Origin of the sequence: Riemerella anatipestifer (genome assembly GCF_035666175.1) — a bacterium.
Lineage (GTDB): Bacteria > Bacteroidota > Bacteroidia > Flavobacteriales > Weeksellaceae > Riemerella > Riemerella anatipestifer_D.
Genome location: NZ_CP142016.1, coordinates 572101 through 590691, shown reverse-complemented (window position 1 = coordinate 590691; position 18591 = coordinate 572101). Strand labels below are relative to the sequence as shown.

15 protein-coding genes are annotated in these 18591 nt (G+C 35.5%); 12 read left to right on the top strand and 3 right to left on the bottom strand.

From position 1 onward, the window contains the following. The first annotated feature begins 123 nt into the window (after positions 1-123). The 5 genes from gldK (at position 124) to VIX88_RS02885 (ending at position 5965) form a co-directional block, all read left to right on the top strand. The gene (gldK, locus tag VIX88_RS02905) at positions 124-1536 is read left to right on the top strand and encodes a gliding motility lipoprotein GldK (protein WP_154469442.1); all 1413 of its coding nucleotides are present in this window, start codon (positions 124-126) and stop codon (positions 1534-1536) included. A gap of 32 nt (positions 1537-1568) precedes the next feature. Next, complete coding sequence (gldL, locus tag VIX88_RS02900) at positions 1569-2255, top strand: gliding motility protein GldL (RefSeq protein WP_004919571.1); 687 nt, start codon at positions 1569-1571, stop codon at positions 2253-2255. A gap of 50 nt (positions 2256-2305) precedes the next feature. Further along, positions 2306-3865: a gliding motility protein GldM gene (gene gldM / locus VIX88_RS02895; protein ID WP_208810190.1), complete on the top strand. Its 1560-nt coding sequence runs from the start codon at positions 2306-2308 to the stop codon at positions 3863-3865. Between the two features lie 55 nt (positions 3866-3920). Then, entirely contained in the window at positions 3921-4835 is a 915-nt protein-coding gene (gldN, locus tag VIX88_RS02890; RefSeq protein ID WP_014937299.1) for a gliding motility protein GldN, read from the top strand. A gap of 86 nt (positions 4836-4921) precedes the next feature. Next, positions 4922-5965, top strand: coding sequence for an FAD-dependent oxidoreductase (locus tag VIX88_RS02885; protein ID WP_310503700.1), 1044 nt, complete (start codon positions 4922-4924; stop codon positions 5963-5965). A 79-nt stretch (positions 5966-6044) separates the two neighbouring features. Here VIX88_RS02885 and VIX88_RS02880 read toward each other — a convergent pair whose 3' ends face one another. Together VIX88_RS02880 and VIX88_RS02875 are read right to left on the bottom strand one after the other, a co-directional pair. Next, complete coding sequence (locus tag VIX88_RS02880) at positions 6045-7262, bottom strand: hypothetical protein (RefSeq protein ID WP_064969445.1); 1218 nt, start codon at positions 7260-7262, stop codon at positions 6045-6047. Between the two features lie 37 nt (positions 7263-7299). Further along, on the bottom strand, positions 7300-9909 hold the full coding sequence (locus tag VIX88_RS02875; protein ID WP_064969446.1) for a TonB-dependent receptor plug domain-containing protein: 2610 nt from the start codon (positions 9907-9909) through the stop codon (positions 7300-7302). A gap of 203 nt (positions 9910-10112) precedes the next feature. On the opposite strand from VIX88_RS02875, the gene VIX88_RS02870 reads away from it, so the two are divergent. The 3 genes from VIX88_RS02870 to VIX88_RS02860 all read left to right on the top strand — a co-directional run bounded on the left by VIX88_RS02870 (position 10113) and on the right by VIX88_RS02860 (position 12562). Next, positions 10113-10790 (top strand): response regulator transcription factor, encoded by a 678-nt coding sequence (locus tag VIX88_RS02870; RefSeq protein ID WP_064969447.1) that lies wholly within the window; start codon positions 10113-10115, stop codon positions 10788-10790. 7 nt (positions 10791-10797) lie between these two features. Continuing rightward, the gene (locus VIX88_RS02865) at positions 10798-11820 is read left to right on the top strand and encodes a sensor histidine kinase (RefSeq protein ID WP_052910270.1); all 1023 of its coding nucleotides are present in this window, start codon (positions 10798-10800) and stop codon (positions 11818-11820) included. Positions 11821-11902: 82 nt separating this feature from the next. Further along, positions 11903-12562: a YceI family protein gene (locus VIX88_RS02860; protein ID WP_064969448.1), complete on the top strand. Its 660-nt coding sequence runs from the start codon at positions 11903-11905 to the stop codon at positions 12560-12562. Between the two features lie 57 nt (positions 12563-12619). Here VIX88_RS02860 and mfd read toward each other — a convergent pair whose 3' ends face one another. After that, a complete protein-coding gene (gene mfd / locus VIX88_RS02855; protein WP_064969449.1) occupies positions 12620-15979 on the bottom strand; it encodes a transcription-repair coupling factor in 3360 nt (1119 codons plus the stop codon). Between the two features lie 181 nt (positions 15980-16160). Between mfd and ruvX the strand changes: the two genes are divergently transcribed. From ruvX to mazG, 4 genes are all read left to right on the top strand, one after another. After that, positions 16161-16574, top strand: coding sequence for a Holliday junction resolvase RuvX (ruvX, locus tag VIX88_RS02850; protein ID WP_064969450.1), 414 nt, complete (start codon positions 16161-16163; stop codon positions 16572-16574). After that, positions 16571-17143 (top strand): peptide deformylase, encoded by a 573-nt coding sequence (gene def, locus VIX88_RS02845; RefSeq protein WP_064969451.1) that lies wholly within the window; start codon positions 16571-16573, stop codon positions 17141-17143. Before ruvX ends, def begins: the two co-directional genes overlap by 4 nt. A 27-nt stretch (positions 17144-17170) precedes the next feature. Continuing rightward, positions 17171-17593 carry a DUF5606 domain-containing protein gene (locus VIX88_RS02840; RefSeq protein WP_064969452.1) on the top strand — a complete coding sequence of 141 codons (423 nt, stop codon included), beginning with the start codon at positions 17171-17173 and terminating at the stop codon, positions 17591-17593. A 219-nt stretch (positions 17594-17812) separates the two neighbouring features. Continuing rightward, complete coding sequence (mazG, locus tag VIX88_RS02835; protein ID WP_064969453.1) at positions 17813-18586, top strand: nucleoside triphosphate pyrophosphohydrolase; 774 nt, start codon at positions 17813-17815, stop codon at positions 18584-18586. Positions 18587-18591: the final 5 nt, after the last annotated feature.

Below are 18591 nucleotides of genomic sequence, written 5' to 3'. Positions count from 1 at the left end.
CTTATATGTTTTTGAATGAATAATTCAAAAAAGGTTATATTTACGCATTAAAATCAATATATATAAGTTTTGTGTTAATTGGTTTGAAACTAAAAATTAGAAAATTAAATTAAACATCATCAGATGAAAAAAATATTTTTTGTACTCTTATCAGCATCTTTGGTTGTTTCGTGCTCTAGAGGAAGTAAGTCTTCTGGTAAACCTACCACTAAGGGAGAGCTTATACCCAAAAACAAATCACAGTCATTTGTAGCAGAGAGACCATACGGTATGGTAGCTATTCCTGGAGGCTCCTTTGTCATGGGTATGGCAGATGTAGATTATACTAATATGCCAGAAAAAGCTCCATTAAAAACGGTTACAGTATCCTCTTTCTTTATGGATGAAACAGAGGTTACCAACGCTCAGTACAGACTGTTTATAGACTATGTAAGAGATTCTATTGCTAGAACTTTACTTGCAGAAGCAGCAGGTGATGTAACTTCAGGTGGAGGTAATGGTACAGGAATATCAGATTACGCTTACCTCGCTAAAAAAGCAGGAAATGCTACACCATATCAAGAGTATTTAGATTCTAAAGGAGGTAGAGATGGTTATGATGAGTCTAAAAGATTAGATTGGGGAGTTCCTTTAAAATGGAATACATCTGATTATCCGGATGTTCAGTATGCAGAAGTTATAGAATCTATGTATCTTCCTCCAGCGGAAAGAATAAATGGTGAGAGAATTATTGATACTAGAAAATTGAAATACGCCTACAAGTGGGAAGATATAGAGTCTGCCGTTAAAGATGGTAAGAGAAGCTCAGATTATCTTAAAAAAGAAAGTATTGCAGTTTATCCTGATACAACAGTTTGGATTAAAGATTTTAATTATGCTTATAACACTCCACTATATGATGGTTACTTTTGGCACAAAGCCTATAAAAACTATCCTGTAGTAGGCGTTACTTGGGATCAAGCTAGAGCTTATTGTGATTACAAGACTAAGGCTAAGAGAGATGAGAATAAAAAGTCAAAGAAAAGAAAAGAATCTCCAATGGCATTCCGTTTACCTACAGAAGCAGAGTGGGAATATGCTGCTAGAGGAGGTAGAGAAAATGCGACTTATCCTTGGGGAGGACCTTATTTAATGGATGATAGAGGTTGTTATATGGCAAACTTTAAGCCTAAAAGAGGTAATTATATAGAGGACGAAAAGAAAGGAAACTACACTTATACAGCTCCTGTAAAATCTTTCCCTAAGAATGATTTTGGTCTTTATGATATGGCGGGAAATGTATCTGAATGGACAGAGTCTCCGTATAGTAATGCAACTTATCAGTTTTCTTCAACACTAAATCCGCACTTGTCTAACCAAGCATATAGAGATGTTAAAAAATCAGTAAGAGGAGGTTCTTGGAAAGACGTGGGTTATCTATTGATGACGGGGTATAGAGACTGGGAAAGAAAAGATTCCGCTAGGAGCTATATAGGATTTAGAACTGTACAGGATATACCAGAAGGTTCCGCTAAGTTTAAGAGAAAAACAAAATAATAAATTAAAAGTAATAAGTATATTTTCACATCATGAGACTAAATGATAAAACATTAAATTTCATCTACTCTGTAGGTGCTTCTGTAGTAATTTTAGGTGCATTTTTTAAAATGACTCATACTACCTTCGGAGGTTTAATCAATCCTAATTGGATTTTAGGAGCAGGTCTAATTACCGAGGCTCTCATATTCTTGCTATATGCGTTTAACCCTCCATTAGAGGAGACTAAATATGCTTGGGAAAATGTGTATCCAGAATTATTAGATGCTAATGCACAGCCTAAGCCTAGAAAAAATAATATAGTAGAACAAACTCAAGATATAAAACAACTAGAAGTTTCTCTTTCTGAAAAGTTAGATAAAATGTTAAAAGAGGCTAATCTAGATGTACAACTATTTGAGAGACTTAGAACAGGAATAGATAAGTTTTCTGCATCTGTAGATCAGATAAATCAAACTGTAGATGTGTCTTCGTCTACTCAGAAGTATAATGATCAGCTTACATTGGCTGCTAATCATCTAGAGAGTATGAATGCACTTTATGCATTACAGTTAGAACATGGTAAAGCTCAGTCAGAATATCATCAAAAATATGTTTCTGATTTACAAAAATCAGTAGCACAATCAGAGAAGTTTAATCAAGAGTTAGATGGGCTTACAGCTAACCTTAATAATCTTAATAGAGTTTATGGAGGTATGTTGAACGCGATGAAAGGATAAAATTTTCTTTTTCAAAGTTTTAATCTATTTTTTAACCTTAAAAAACTAAAATGGCAAAGGAAAAATTATCACCGCGTCAGAAGATGATTAACTTGATGTATCTTGTTTTCATTGCAATGCTTGCGATGCAGATAGATCAGGAGATTATACGCTCTTACAATGATACAAGAGATACACTAAGTCAGACGACATTACTTACTCAGTCTAAGAATAAAATATTTGAGGAGACTCTTCGCCAAAAGGCAGAAAACTCTCCAGAGTCTTTCTCGCAGCCTTATGAGCAATATAAATTATTAAAGGATAAAATAGATGCTTTAGTAAAATTTATAGAGGTTTCCAAGACAGAGATGCAGAAGTTTGCAGGTCAGGATATGACTTCTAAGGAGTTTAATTTTAATGCTTTAAATAATACGGATGCTTCTACACTTTATTTTTTTGATAAAGCAAATGAGGCTAGTCCAAGTAAAAATGCTGAGAAATTGAAAACTCTAATGGGAGAAATTAAAAGTTTAACATTGCAAATTTTTCCTAAAACGCCACAGAATGAAGCTATTATAGAAAGAGCTAACAGTTCTTTTAGCACGGCAGTTAGTACAAGTAGTGTTAAAAAAGATTGGTTAGTTTCTAAATTTTATAATCAGCCGTTAGTGGCTGCATTAGCTAATCTAGAGGTTTTACAGTCTGAAGCTAGAAATTTACAGTCAGATGCTTTGGCTAATATGCTTAAAGAAAAAGTAGATGCGGATATTAAGTTTAATGCGTTTGAAGCTATTGTAGCTGCACCAACAGTTGTTTTACAAGGTGATAAAGCTGAAGCTAAGGTAATTGTTGGGACTTATGCGAGTTCTGTTCCTGGTATGTCTATATCTGGTGTGGATAGAACAGCTAATGGTCAAGGGTTCAAAAGTCTTAATACAGGGAGTGTAGGTGACTTTAAATTCAATGGAGAAATTACATTTTTAGATGCTAATCAGAAGCAAATAAGATTACCTTTTTCTCATGCTTATCGTGTAATAGCAGGGGCTAAGGAAGTAGCATTGCAGAGTGGAGCTGTGGTTTCTGCTGATAAGATGAATGTACTTTATAGAGGGGTAGATAATCCTGTTTCAGCTTCTATGCTAGGTGTTGATAATGCGTCAGTAAAATTATCTGCTGCTGGGGCTTCTGTATCTGGAGGTAAAGGCAAATGGATTATCCGTCCAGGAGCTGGTAATTCGGTAAATATTACAGTTACGGGTACTTTGCCTAATGGTAAAGCTACTACAGCTTCATTCCCGTTCAGAGTGAAAAGTGTTCCTGCTCCGCAAGGGGAAATTAGAGGACAGAATGTGGTTTCTATGCCTGCAAGTTCTATTAAAAATCAAACTATATCTGCCGCAATTCCAGATTTTGAATTTCCTGTAAGTTTTACAGTAACTGGATTTAGAGTGAAAATACCAGGTAAGGCAGCCAGTTTTATCAGTGGTAATAGTTTGAGTTCAGTAGCAGCACAGACAGCTAACTTGCGTTCTGGCGATGTAGTTTATGTTTACGATATACAAGCTACGGCTAGTGGTTTGGGTGGACAAATGCTTAAGAATATTTCTCCAGTAGTGATAAATGTTCAGTAATTTTTATAAAGTTGAGATTCCTTAATAATAGAGGAAAAATAAAATAATAGTACCAATGAAAAAAATCATTTTTAGTGCTTTCATATTAGCTTCTGGTTTTGCTTGGGCACAGAATATTCTTAATGCGAAATCTCCTGAGGAGTTTCGAAAGTTAAGAGAGGATAATCAAGCTCAAAAGGGAGACGAAATAATATCTACAGAAGTAAAACCATTAGACTATGGCTATATAGAGGATAAAGATATTCTTAGAAGTATGGTGGTGTGGGAAATTATTGATATGAATGAGAAAATAAATCAGCCTTTCTATCATAATTCTGATGGTTTGGTATCTCAGAATAAGTCTTTGTATCAGTTACTATTAGACGGTATCAATAGTGGTAAAATAAAAGAAGTTTATGATGATGAGATGTTTACTACTAGGCTAAAACCTGAAGAAATACAGCAGAGAATGAGTAGAGTGGTAACTTCGGACTGGCTCATTGATAAGATTAACAGTGGTGAGAAGGTTTCTGATGAAGATAAAAAAGCTGGTACAGATGTTTATGAAACGAAGTCTGAACAGGTTAAGTTGTTGAAAATAAAAGGTATGTGGTATATTGATAGAAGAGATGGACAAATGAAATATCGTCTTCTTGGAATAGCTGCTATGGGACCAGATCCACAAACTATGGGGCAACAATTTGCTGATAAAGAAGAACTGATTGACCTTTTCTGGGTGTTCTATCCAGATGCTAGAGAGATTACAGCTAATGCTAGAGTATTCAATAGTAAGAACTTGTCTTCCGATATAAGTTTTGATGATATTCTTAATGCAAGAAGGTTCTCTTCTATTATTTATAAATCTGAAAATGGCTTAGGAAATGGTGTAATTAAAGATTATATACCTAACGATGCAGAGGCTCAGTTGGAAGAAAGCGAAAGGATTAAAAACCAAATATTAGAAATGGAAAACGATATGTGGAACTACTAGATTTACAGTGTTCTGTGTATGTTTTTGTATAATAATAAAACCTGAGTCCATAAGCTCAGGTTTTGTGTTTAAAATAAAAAGATTTTATGAAAAATGTAGAATATATTATCGTAGGAGATGGTTATGCAGGGTTATTTTTTGCTCATCAATTATTGAAAAATAATCACTCTTTTGTCCTATTTTCAAATGGTGAAAAAGGGGCATCTCAGGTGTCTGCTGGTATTGTAAATCCTGTGGTGCTTAAGAAATTTACCACTTTTTGGAAAGCTCAAGAGCAAATAGACTTTCTTACAGATACAATGAAGGAAATAGAAGCTTATACAGGTACAAATTATTTAATAGAAGCCCCTATACATAGGATATTTCATGACGAATCTGAGAGAGAATTGTGGAAGAAAAAAAGGCTAGAGAAGGAAGAATTGAAGCCTTTTTTGAGTGATGAATTCTATGCATTAGAAAATGTAGAAAATCCTTTTGAAGCAGGTAAAGTATTGAGGTCATCAAGGCTAAATGTACCTTTGTTTTTTAGTGATTATTTACACTATTTGGAGAAGCAAAATAAATTGATTAAAGAAAAGTTTGATTACAATCAACTTGATGTAGAAAATAATAAATACAAAGATTGGAATTATAAAAAGATTGTTTTTGCAGAGGGAGTAGGTGTTAAGAATAATCCTTTTTTTGGAGATATTATGGTCAATCCAAATAAAGGGCATCATCTTAAAGTAAAGCTTTCTAAAGAGCTATACACTGATGTTACTATTAAGAAAAAACATTTTTTATTTCCTTTAGAAGAGACTAACTCTTTCTACTATGGAGGAACCTATGATAGAGATAATACTGATGAAGAAATAGACACTAAAGCTGTAGAACAACTGGAAAATGGGCTTAAAGAGTTTTATCCGTTTGATTTTGAAGTAAAAGAAGTTTGTTATGGTTTTAGACCTACGGTTAAGGATAGGAGACCTATTTTAGGGGCTCATGAACAGTATTCTAATTTGTATGTTTTTAATGGATTAGGAGCAAGGGGAGTTCTTAATGGAAGTTATTTTTCTAAGGTATTATATGATTTTGCCCACACTAAAATAGAATTACCTGAAGAAGTTAACCATTTACGATTTTCAAATTAAATAAGATAAAAAGAAGCTATCTCAAAGTACTCAGATAGCTTCTTTAATGAAAAACTTAATTTTAGTGCTTATAAAGAGGTTACTTTAAAGCCTTAAGTAGGTCTACACCGTTTACATTTGCCCAAGCTCCTGAAACTAAACTTACTTTTTTAACAGAAGAATCAGATGTGAAACTTGCAGGGGTATCGTTAGCGTAACCATAGCCCCATACAGTAAGGTTAGATGAGTTTAGATAGTTGATAGGTGCTACTTTGATATTATTGGTAGCAACTTGGTCGTTTTGGGTATCTTTATCTTGGATAAGTACCGCATAAGCTTTTTGTCCATCAGTATCTTGGTAGCCCTCTATGTAAACATTTTTGAATATTCCAGAGCCTTGCTTTTTAAACTGGATAGCAGAGATTTCTGTAGAGCCTTCTTTTTCAGGTTTAGTGCCAGTTTCTCTTATTAGGGTAATGTTATTAACTTTAGGAGCTGTATTGTTCTTGTTAGAAGAGGCTTCTATCTCCATACCGAAGTTACCTATTTGTGTTTGGTACGCAAACCAGTTGGAGTTGTTCTGTCCAGACCAACCATCTTGCCAGTCGAAAGAGTCATCAAAGTTTCCGTAAGAAACAAGGTTAGTGGCACTTACTGTACCTCCGAAGAACTCAAATCCATCGTCTGTACCTTTATAAGCTACTAGATTTTCTAGTATAGTACCCGCTCCAACAGAATAGAAAGTCATAGAGTTGTTTTCAGATTTTCCGTCTCCGATTTTTTTACCTCCATATTCTACTCTTACAAATTTCATTACACCAGAATTGTCGTTGGCATCATCACCTCCATACTGCAAATTATTGCCATCTTCAGAAATAGCCGTTTTGTTACCATTTGCAGCAATGATAGGGGCTTTGCCATAGATTGAAATTCCACCCCAGTCTCCAGGGATTTTGGTGTTAGAAGTAAATACGATAGGGTTATCAGCAGTACCTTGTGCATTGATTTTAGCACCCTGCAGAATTACTAAGCTAGTATCGTTAGAAGAATTGGCAGTAAATACAGCTCCTGGTTCTATGGTAAGTGTAACTCCGCTAGCTACTTTTACCACACCGTCTAGAGTATAGTTACCTTTTTTGATTAGGAGGTCTTTAGTAATAGTACCGTTAAGGCTTCCAGAACCTTCCATTACACTTCCAGTAGTATTTTCTATTTTGATACTTGTGGAAGCATCGTTGTCCTCACGAATGTCTATAGTACAAGAAGTTACGGATAGTACAAGTGCTAAAGAGCATAATGATAAAAGATGTTTTTTCATTTTTATTAGATTAAATTATTGATTTTTTTGATTCAAATTAAAAAGTATATTCTACTGAAAGATTAAAGTTAGTTCCTCTTCTATAGTCTGTATGTACGAAGCTATCTGCTCTTACTTCTACATCGCTGTTATTACCATACTCCAATCTGTATTGAGTATTGAGTATATTGATGATACTGAATTTAGTCTTCCATTGTTTAGAAAGTTCTTTTTGGTAAACAAAATCTAACTTATGGAAAGGTCTTTCATAAATATGATCTACTCCGATTGATCCTAGTGTATGGATTTTAGAACCAGAAACATTATACACCAAAGATGCTGTTTGAGTTAAATTCTTTGCATTCTTTGTCTCATATTTCAAATCTGCATTTAGAGTCCACGGTGCAGCACCTTGTAAGCCTCTCTTCAGACCTCTTTGTCTATTGGATTCTTGTTCTTTTTGTAGACTACTACGCTTAACATCAGAGTACATTAAGGTAGCATTTGTTCCTAGTGAGAAAGATGAAAGACTTTCTGAAATTCTTTTTAGATTGATAATTCCTTCTAACTCTACCCCCGCCAGATTGGCTTCGGTGGCATTGAAAAAGGTAATAGTTTGCCCATTAGAGTTTGCAGAGGCGGTATAAGATTTCTCTATGGCATTGATGATTTTCTTTCCAAAGATACCAAATGCAAACATTTCGTCTTTCGTAGGGAATAGTTCGTATTTAAGGTCAAAGTTATAATTTTCACTATTGGTAAGTCTTGGGTTACCTAGGATATTCTCATTATTAGGATTGATGTAGGTAATTGGCATATACTCTATTAAGATAGGTCTAGTAATGGTTTTACTGAAAGCAAATCTTAAGTTAGTTTTAGAGTTAAGTTCTTTTTTTACCGATAGGGAAGGTAGTATATAATACTGATTTCTAGTGAGGTTTAAAAATTTTCCATTGATAGAATTAGAAAGTTCTTTGTACCTCGTGATGTTCATATTATTTTCTATTCTACCGCCCAAAATGATGTCCCAAGTATCGTTTGGCTTATAATTGAGGCTAGTATATCCTGCATTTACGAATTGATAGATGTTGTTTCTGTATACTACATTAGACCCTTCTCTATAATTAAAAAAACCGTTAAGAGTTGATTGATTAAAGGTATCTTGTGGTGTATCTGGATTTATAATAACGGTTCTTCCATTTGGTGAAGCACTATTGTTGAACACAGAGTAAATAAATCTGTATGAAGTACTTCTTCTATCCATAAAACCATTATATCCTAAACTCAGCTCTATAGGGGATTTTCTATCATTCTTTTCGCCTAGGCTTAATTTATACTCTGCAAAGGCAGAAAGGTAGTTTTTACCATTTACATCTAGGTATTGGCGTATAAGGTTATTTCCTCCGTAACTTAGCCTTATTCTGTCATAGTTGTGAGGGGTTTCAGGAGTTCCAGAAAATATCTTTCTATCAGGCTGTTGGTAAATGTTATTCACCCAGCTACCACCAACTTTTATAAGGTGTCTTTTACCCAGCTTTTGAGATGCGATAAGTTGTATATCTGTAAATCTAGAAATGTCTTGTTGGTTCACACGGAACAGCCCTTCTCCAGAGTTCCCTTGGTCTACATATCCTATGTTATCCTGTATGATGTTGGTAGAGTTTTGGAGGAATATGGCATTCAACATTACATCTGTACCTTTGTTTTTATAGCCTAAGCCCAATAGTGCAGAAGATTCGGTTTCATATTCATACTCTTTTTGGTAGAGTTTATTGTTATAGGTAATGTTAGAGCCTGAGAATAAGAATAGATTATTATGTCCTTCTTGATATTGATATTTATTAGCTTGATTTAAGGATAAAAGCAACCCAATTCTACCAGAACCAGCTTTAAAACGCTGAGCAGTCGTAAAGGAAAGTCCTGTATTAGGCAATGCCTTTATATTGTCCACATTCCAAGAGTCTTTAAAAGAAGAAACAGATTCTTGACCATTGAAAATATAATTAGACGGTCGGAAACCTTTAACCTCGCTAGGTAGCTGTCTATTTCTAGAGTTTAGACCTAGATAACCATTGATAGAATTAGCATTTTCATTGATTTTAAATCTTTCTCTGAAAGTGGTTTGACTATTAAAACCTACACTAAATTCTACTTTTGTAAAAGGTTTATCGTAGGATAGCGTTTCTATATCAAAAGTAGCACCAGCAAAGTCGGCGTAAAGGTCGCTATTAAATGTTTTATAAATATTCAATTTTCCTACAACATCGGTTGGGAACTGCTTTAAAGCAATAATTTTTTGGAAGGGGTTGTTAGAAGGTGAACCTAATCCATTTATAAGTAAGGTGCTGTATCTCTCCTCAAGTCCTCTTACAAAAAGCCCTTTACCCTCTACTGTGTTTACTCCTGTGATTTTGGTTAAACTCTGTTCCACATTAGAAATACCTTTCCTAGAGATTTCCTCAGCCCCCATGGCTTGTACCTGAACGCTAGATTTTTTAATAGATTGTAATACTGCGGTTTCAGTTTTTTTGTTAACGGTAGCTTTTAACTGAACGCCATCTATTTTCTTTTCGTTTTTGATGCTGTCTTTTTTTGATGCTTGTCCTAAGATAATTCCTGTAGAGGAACATAAGAACAAAACTGCAAGACTAAGCCTATGATACTTCATTTTTAAACTTATTAGATATTCATTTTTACTGGTGCAAAGAAATTATTTTATGGCTTAAACTAAGGTTTCGGAGATTTTAACTTTGTATTAAATAATGTTTAACGGATGATAGGAAATATTAACTTTATATTAAGAACCAGAAGCGTGTTAATTTTAAGTTAAAAAATGATTAAATTTGAGCCCCTAACTAATAAAAACTAAAAATGAAAGGCAAAAGAATACTCTTAATAGATGATGAGCCTGATATTTTGGAAATTATTTCCTACAACCTAAAGAAAGAAGGGTATGAGGTACACACTGCCAATAACGGAAACGAAGGTATAGAGAAGGCTAAAGAAATACTTCCACATCTTATTCTTCTTGATGTTATGATGCCTGATAAAGACGGTATAGAGACTTGTCAAGAGATTAGAAAAATAGCTGCATTAGAAGGGTGTCTTATTGTCTTTTTGTCTGCAAGAGGTGAAGAATTTTCGCAATTAGCAGGTTATCAAGCAGGTGCTAATGATTATATTGTAAAGCTCATTAAACCTAAAGTGCTAATTTCCAAGGTGAATGCTCTAATGAACCTCACGCAACAAGTGGAAGAAAAAAATAAAATTCTAAAAATAGGGCATTTAATTATTGATAGAGATAACTTTAAGGTAACCAAAGGTGATGAAAGCTTTATTTTACCTAAAAAAGAGTTTGATTTGTTGAATCTTTTGGCATCTAATACTGAAAAAGTATTTAAAAGAGAGGAAATTTTAGAAAAAGTATGGGGTAATGATGTGGTGGTAGGAGAACGCACAATAGATGTTCATATCCGAAGATTAAGAGAGAAACTAGGCTCCAAAAGTATCCAAACACTTAAAGGAATTGGTTATAAATTGATTATTTAGGTTAAAAATGAAACCAAGTTCGCTTAGTATTGTAGCGTCTCTGTGTCTTACAGGTGCTATGGGGTTGGTGGTTTTTGCATTTGAATATGTAAAAACTAAAGATTGGTTTAATAATGTGGGCTTCATTGTTATTTTATTCGTTCTGTCGGTTATTTTCTTTATTAACTATACTATTGTTAGTTTTTTATTTAGATTTTATGGTAAAGAAAAGATAAGGCAAATCTCTACTATTCTACCAGATGAAATTGCTACCGAAGACGAGAATATCAATTTTAAAGAACTAGGCGAGCGAATTTCTGGACTTAGCGAAAAGGCAAGTTCAGAGATTGATATGATGAAGGAAATGGAACGCTACCGTAAAGAGTACATAGGTAACATATCGCACGAGCTCAAAACCCCACTATTTTCCATACAGAGCTATGTGGGAACTCTGATAGATGGCGGTGTAGAAGACTTAGAAATTAGAGACAAATACCTGCACCGTATAGATAAATCTTTAGATAGATTGATGAATATCGTTAAAGATTTAGATATGATTAACCGCTTTGAAAGTGGTGAAATTACCCTCAATTTTGTGAAATTTGACTTCAATGTTTTAGTAAAAGAAATCTTTGATTTTTTGGATATAGAGGCTCAAAAGAAAGGTACACAGCTGAGCCTTAAAAGTAGTAATAATGTATGGGTTTTAGCAGATAAACAGAAGATTTCTCAAGTTTTACTTAATCTAGTTTCCAATGCAATACATTATGCTAATAGAGAAAAAGCCGTAGTGGAGGTCATTACTTCCGTTCAAGGAGATAAGGTTGTGGTAGAGGTTAAAGATAATGGTATGGGGATAAAACCAGAGATACTTCCCCGTATTTTTGAACGCTTTTATCGTGTAGAAAGCAGCCGAAACAGAAGGGAAGGTGGGTCTGGTTTAGGTTTAGCTATTGTAAAACACATCTTAGAAGCTCACGGGCAAAATATTGAAGCCAAAAGTGTGTATTTAAACGGAGCGAGTTTTATTTTTACTTTAGATAAAGCTTAGTTTAGAAATTATTTATTTGCATATTTATATAAAAATCCTTATATTAGCCCTATATCTTTAATCATAATAAATACAAACTACAATGAAGAAAAACATTTTAAGCTTATTCTTTGCAACGAGCATTGGTCTGTTAGCTCTAAGTTCTTGCGGAAAAGATAAACCTCTTACTAGTGAATCTAATGAAGTTACCACTACTAAAGAGGGGCAAGTATATGCCATAGATACAGCAACCAGTAAGATAGAGTGGAAAGGCTATAAAGTAGTAAAGTCTGATAATACTAGCCACTTTGGAGATATTAAATTTGAAAGTGGGGAAATTACCGTAAAAGACGGTAAGCTAGAGAGCGGGAAATTCGTAGCGAATATGAACACTTTAGCAAACAGAGATATTACAGATGATGCGGAGAAATCGGCTAAATTAGATGGACATCTTAAAAATGAGGATTTCTTTGAGGTGGAAAAATTCCCAACATCATCTTTTGAAATCACTAAGGTTACAGAAGTTACTGAAGGAGATTATAACACTCTTTTAGACGGTAATCTTACGATTAAAGGAATTACAAAACCAGTACAATTTAAAGCTAATGTAAAGGTAGAGGAAGGTAAAGTAAGCATTAAAACTGAACCTACCGATATTAAGAGAGAAGATTTTGGAGTTAAATTCCAAATGCCCGTGGCTAATGGAGTTATTAAAAATGAAGTAACGGTACATGTGAGTATAGACGCTTCTCAATTGAAATAAATATTACTTTTTTAAAGGTTAAAAAAATGCCTCAGAATATTCTGAGGCATTTTCTATTTAGTTGAGTATAGCTTGCAGAAGTTCATTCACTTCATCTACATCGTTAATATGGTCTTTTCTCATCATAAGCTGGTTGCCCTCTGTCGAATGTTTCTCTTTAAGACTGGCTTTTTGAGGATTTTGACTTAGATACTGAATAATCTTTTTAAACTTTTCGGTTTGGTAAAATTTATCTTGTGGATTGCTAGGGAAATAGCCTAAGAAAATGCCATTTTTCATCACAATTTTTTCAAAACCAATAGCTGCAGCCAACCATTTTAATTCCACTGATTTTAGTAGGTTGATGGCTTCTTCTGGCAATGACCCAAAACGGTCTTCTAGTTCTGCCTCAAAGAGTTTTAGTTCCTCTTTGTTATTTATTTCTGCAAGTTTTTGGTATAGGCTTAGTCGTTCCTCCGTGCTACTTACATAAGAGTCGGGCAACATCAGCTCCAAATCGGTGTCAATATTAACATCTTTGGAAGATTTGAATAGTTTTTTGCGGTCTGCTTCGTTTTCAAAAAGGCTTTCAAACTCGGCATCATTTTGTAGTTCTTCTAAGGCTTCTTGCATTATCTTTTGATAAGTTTCAAAGCCCATTTCGTTGATAAATCCACTTTGTTCTGCACCAAGCAAATCACCAGCGCCACGAATTTCAAGGTCTTTCATTGCGATTTGGAAACCACTGCCTAAATCGGAAAACTGTTCTATGGCTTCAAGTCGTTTTCTGGCATCAGAAGTTACCATATCAAAAGGTGGTGTAATGAGGTAACAAAAGGCTTTTCGGTTGCTTCTTCCTACTCGCCCACGCATTTGGTGGACATCTGCCATACCAAACCTTTGAGCATCGTTAATAAAGATAGTATTGGCGTTGGGTACATCTACACCACTTTCCACAATCGTGGTGGAAACCAGTACATCATACCTTCCTTCCATAAAGTCTAATATGTTTTCTTCTAGCTGCTTACCGTCCATTTGTCCGTGTCCTGTAATCACTCTAGCATCGGGGACGAGGCGTTGTATCATTCCCGCAATATCTTTTAAATTTTCAATTCTATTATTGATGAAATAGACCTGCCCATCTCTTTGTAATTCGTAGGAAATGGCATCTCTGATAATTTCCTCATCAAAGCCTATGAGTTGAGTTTCTACAGGTTGCCTGTTGGGTGGAGGCGTTTTAATTACGGATAAATCTCTCGCTGCCATTAGCGAAAATTGTAGTGTTCTAGGGATAGGTGTAGCGGTAAGCGTGAGAGTATCTATATTTGCTTTTAAAGTTTTAAGTTTGTCTTTTACAGAAACTCCAAACTTATGTTCTTCGTCTATAATGAGAAGCCCTAAATCTTTAAACTTGACTTTGTCGGAGGCAAGTTGATGGGTACCGATGATGATGTCAATTTTACCTTCGGCGAGTTTCTCTAGGGTTTCTCGTTTTTGTTTTGCTGTACGAAAACGATTGAGGTACGAAATATTAACAGGGAAATCTTTAAGCCTTTCTGCAAAACTTCGGTAGTGCTGAAACGCCAAAATGGTTGTAGGTACAAGAACAGCAACCTGTTTACCATCTGTGGCGGCTTTAAAGGCGGCTCTTATAGCTACTTCGGTTTTACCAAATCCCACATCACCACAGACGAGTCTATCCATAATGGTATCGGCTTCCATATCTCGTTTAACATCTAGCGTTGCCTTTTCTTGGTCTGGAGTATCTTCGTAGAGGAAGCTAGCCTCTAATTCATTTTGGAGGTAAGTGTCTGGTGTATAGGCGAAGCCTTTGGCGGTTTTCCTTTTAGCGTAAAGTTTTATAAGGTCAAATGCAATTTGTTTAACCTTGGCTTTCGTTTTATTTTTGAGGTTCTTCCACGAAGGAGAGCCTATTTTGGAAAGTGTAATTTCTTTACCTTCGGCACCATTATATTTAGAAATTTTATGCAGGGCGTGTATGCTTACATAGAGCAAATCTCCGTTCTTGTAAGTCAATTTAAAACATTCTTGAGTTTTACCACCATTATTTACCTTTACCAGCCCCATAAACTTTCCGATGCCGTGGTCAATATGGGCAATGTAGTCGCCTACTTTTAAAGACATTAAATCTTTAAGTGTGAGTTGTTCCGACTTGGCAAAAGTGTTTTTAGCTCGGTAGCGTTGGTATCTGTCAAAGATTTGGTGGTCGGTATATACGAGGATTTTGTGCTGGTGGTCTATAAACCCTTGATGCAACTCTGATTTGAAATACTGGAAAGAAATAACACTTCCCAAATCTTCAAAAATACTTTTCAGTCGTTCTTTTTGTTTTTCGGAGGCAAACGAAATCCATAAATTAAAGCCTTGCTTTTGTTTCTCTTCTAGGTCTTCAATCAAGAGTTCAAAATTTTTATTAAAGCTCGGTTGTGGGTTTTGCTTGAGTTCAATAAAAGGAGTTTGAGGAAGTTGTAACGATTGCGAGGTAAAATCTACCGTTCTAAACTTTTGATAGGTTTTAAAAAATACCTCATCTGATATAAAAAGTTCGCTGGGTTTTTGGTGTTTGATGTCCGAGTTGAGTTGGGAATATCTTTCTTCAGCTTTTGTGTAAAAATCTCTGATGTAGTTAAGTCCTAGATAGGCATTTTTAGTAACAATAAAGCTATCTTTTGGTAGTAAATCTAGGAACGGAACTTTAGTGCCTTGCACTGCAAAATTCATATTAGAAACCAATTGCAGACTTTTTACCTTACTTATGGATAGTTGAGTTTCAATATCAAAAGTTTTAATGCTTTCTACCTCATTCCCAAAAAAAGTGATACGGTAAGGCTTATCATTGGCATAAGAGAAGACATCTACAATACCGCCTCTTACAGCAAACTCTCCCGGTTCAGAAACAAAATCAGTTAAGTGAAAATTAAACTGTTCTAGTAGTTCGCCTGTAAAATCAAAATCTAGCTGGTCGCCTACCTTAATATGGTGAGAAATGGCTTTAAAATCTTCCTTTTTAAGCACCTTTTCACAAAGGGCAGCATAATGGGCTACAATGACTTTTGGCTCTGGATTGGCATTGAGCTGATTAAGCACTTCGGTTCTTAATACCAAATTGGCATTTTGTGTTTTTTCGGTTTGGTAAGGCTCTAGGTGGGTGGCAGGGAAATAAAGTACCTTGTCTTCACCGAGTAGTTCTTCTAGTTCTGTAGTGGTGTAGTGGGCATCTTCCTTATCGTCTACTATAAGGAGGATAGGTTGGTTTTGGGTAAGGAATAGTTCGGCACAGATTAAACTTGGGCTAGAACCTGCCATTCCCTTTACAGAAATATGCTGATGATGAGGTAGAGCTTCCAAAACGGAGTTTCCGAATTGATGTTTTAGGAGGAAAGGTAAAAGGCTTTCGTGGATTGGGGATAAAATCATATTACTCAATCTATAATAATAAAGATGTGCTAAAAATAAAGATAACGCTCTAGAGTTTTTCTAAAGCGTTGCCGAACGCAAAGTTAGTAAATTTTGTTTACCTATAAATGGGAAGTAGAGTTTGATTTATGTGTTTAAAATACCGTCTATGTCTAAAAAATCATTAAATTTGCACCTCTTCATGGGACAGATATTAGCCATAGATTACGGTAAAGCACGCACGGGTATAGCGGCAACAGATGATATGAAGCTCATTGCTAGTGGGCTTGCCACAGTGCCAACGGGAGACCTTTTGTCATTCTTATCCGAATATATTCGCAGTAATGTTGTGGAAGCTGTGGTTGTAGGTTACCCTGTGGATTTAAAGGGTAATGTCTCCGAAGTAGAAACTTCTATCTTAGAATTTATAGAAAAGTTTAAAGTTAAATTTCCAGAGATAGAGGTTCACCGTTTAGATGAAAGATTTACCTCTAAGATGGCTTCTTTTTTCATCAGTCAAAGCGGGAAAAATAAAAAACAAAGACAAGAAAAGGGGCTTATAGATAAAATAAGTGCCACCATAATTTTACAAAACTTTTTAGAACAAAAGAGATGATACTACCAATAAGAGCCTACGGCGACCCTGTACTTAGGAAGAAAGGACAAAATATTACTCCAGATTATCCTAATCTAAAAGAGCTTATCCAAAATATGTTTGAGACTATGGAAGGAGCTCATGGCATAGGGCTTGCAGCACCGCAAATAGGGTTAGATATTAGACTTTTTATTGTAGATGTAAGACCTTTGGCAGAAGACGAAGACTACCTAGATATAGCTAATGAGCTTAAAGATTTCAGAAAAGTATTCATCAATGCTAAGATATTAGAGGAAACAGGCGAGGAGTGGAAGTTTAACGAAGGTTGCCTCTCTATACCAGAAGTAAGAGAAGATGTTAAAAGGAAAGACACCATCACGATAGAGTATTACGATGAGGACTTCAAAAAACACACAGAAACTTACTCCGATATTAGAGCCAGAGTCATACAACATGAGTACGACCACATAGAGGGCATTCTGTTCACCGATAAACTAAGTGCACTCAAGAAGAAATTAGTGAAAGGGAAACTCAACAAAATATCGGCAGGAGAGGTAAGCGTAAGCTACAAAATGAGATTCCCTAAATAGATTAAAATAAAGATAAAAAACGAAGATATGCTTTTAGAAAAAATTATTTCAATTTCAGGAAAACCAGGGCTTTATAAATTAGTTTCTCAACTTAGAAATGGGTTCATTGTAGAAGATATTACAACTAAGAAGAAGCTAAGCATTTCTAACTCAAGTCAGGTAAGTCTTTTGGATAACATTGCAATGTTCAGTTTTGATAGAGAAGTGCCATTGTTTGAAGTGTTTGAAAACATCGCTAAAAACGAAAATTATGAGCAAACTATCAATCATAAATCTTCGGACGAAGAGCTTAGAGCATTTATGCTAAAATCTCTACCAACCTATGATACAGAGCGAGTGTATGTGTCTGACATTAGAAAATTAGCACAATGGTACAACCTTTTGCAAAAAGCAGGTTACATTACGCCTGATAGCTTCGTGAAAGAGGAAGTTAACGAAGAAGAAAAATAAAACAATCACAAAAACTTTGCTGAATCTCTTAGCAAAGTTTTTTGTTTGATTTAGAAGAGGGCGTTCCCCTCTCCAATGCTAAAGTCCAATGCTAGGGGCGGGCTATCGCTCATACGCCTTCGGTCATTGCCGCTCCGCTCCGCGACCTCTTCCCTTCGGGGTATCTGCTCTATCCCTAACGCGTTGGCTATGCAAAAACAACTTTGTAATGAAATAATAATGACTACGAGAGAACAACAATTAAAAGCCTTTGGAGAATTGCTGGAGATTATGGACACCCTAAGAGAGCAATGCCCTTGGGATAGAAAACAAACCTTGCAAAGTCTAAGACACCTCACCCTAGAGGAGGTCTATGAGCTATCCGATGCCCTTCTTAACGAAGGCTTAGACGAGATTAAGAAAGAACTAGGAGATGTCCTTTTACATTTGGTATTTTATGCCAAAATAGGCTCGGAGCAGCAGTATTTTGATATAGGAGATGTTCTAAAATCACTCAACGAAAAACTCATTTTCAGGCACCCTCATATCTACGGCAATATAGAGGTAAAAGACGAGGAAGAAGTGAAACAAAATTGGGAGAAACTTAAGCTCAAAGAAGGCAATCGTTCCATTCTATCAGGCGTACCTAGAGGGTTGCCGTCTTTGGTAAAAGCATATCGTATCCAAGACAAAGTGCGGGGCATCGGCTTTGAGTTTCCAAATGCCGAAGCAGCGTGGAGCAAGGTAGAAGAAGAACTTAAAGAGTTTCATTATACCCAAGATCCACAGCAGAAAGAACAAGAATTTGGCGATGTGCTATTCTCTTTAGTTAATTACGCTCGGCTTTCGGGCATCAATCCTGATACTGTTTTAGAGCGTACCAATCACAAATTCATCAGCCGCTTTCAAGCAATGGAGGCTTTAGCTTCAGAGAAAAATCTCAACCTAGACACGCTCTCTTTAGAAGAGATGGACTGCCTTTGGGAAGAAGCTAAAAAACAAGAGCAGTTATAAGTGGA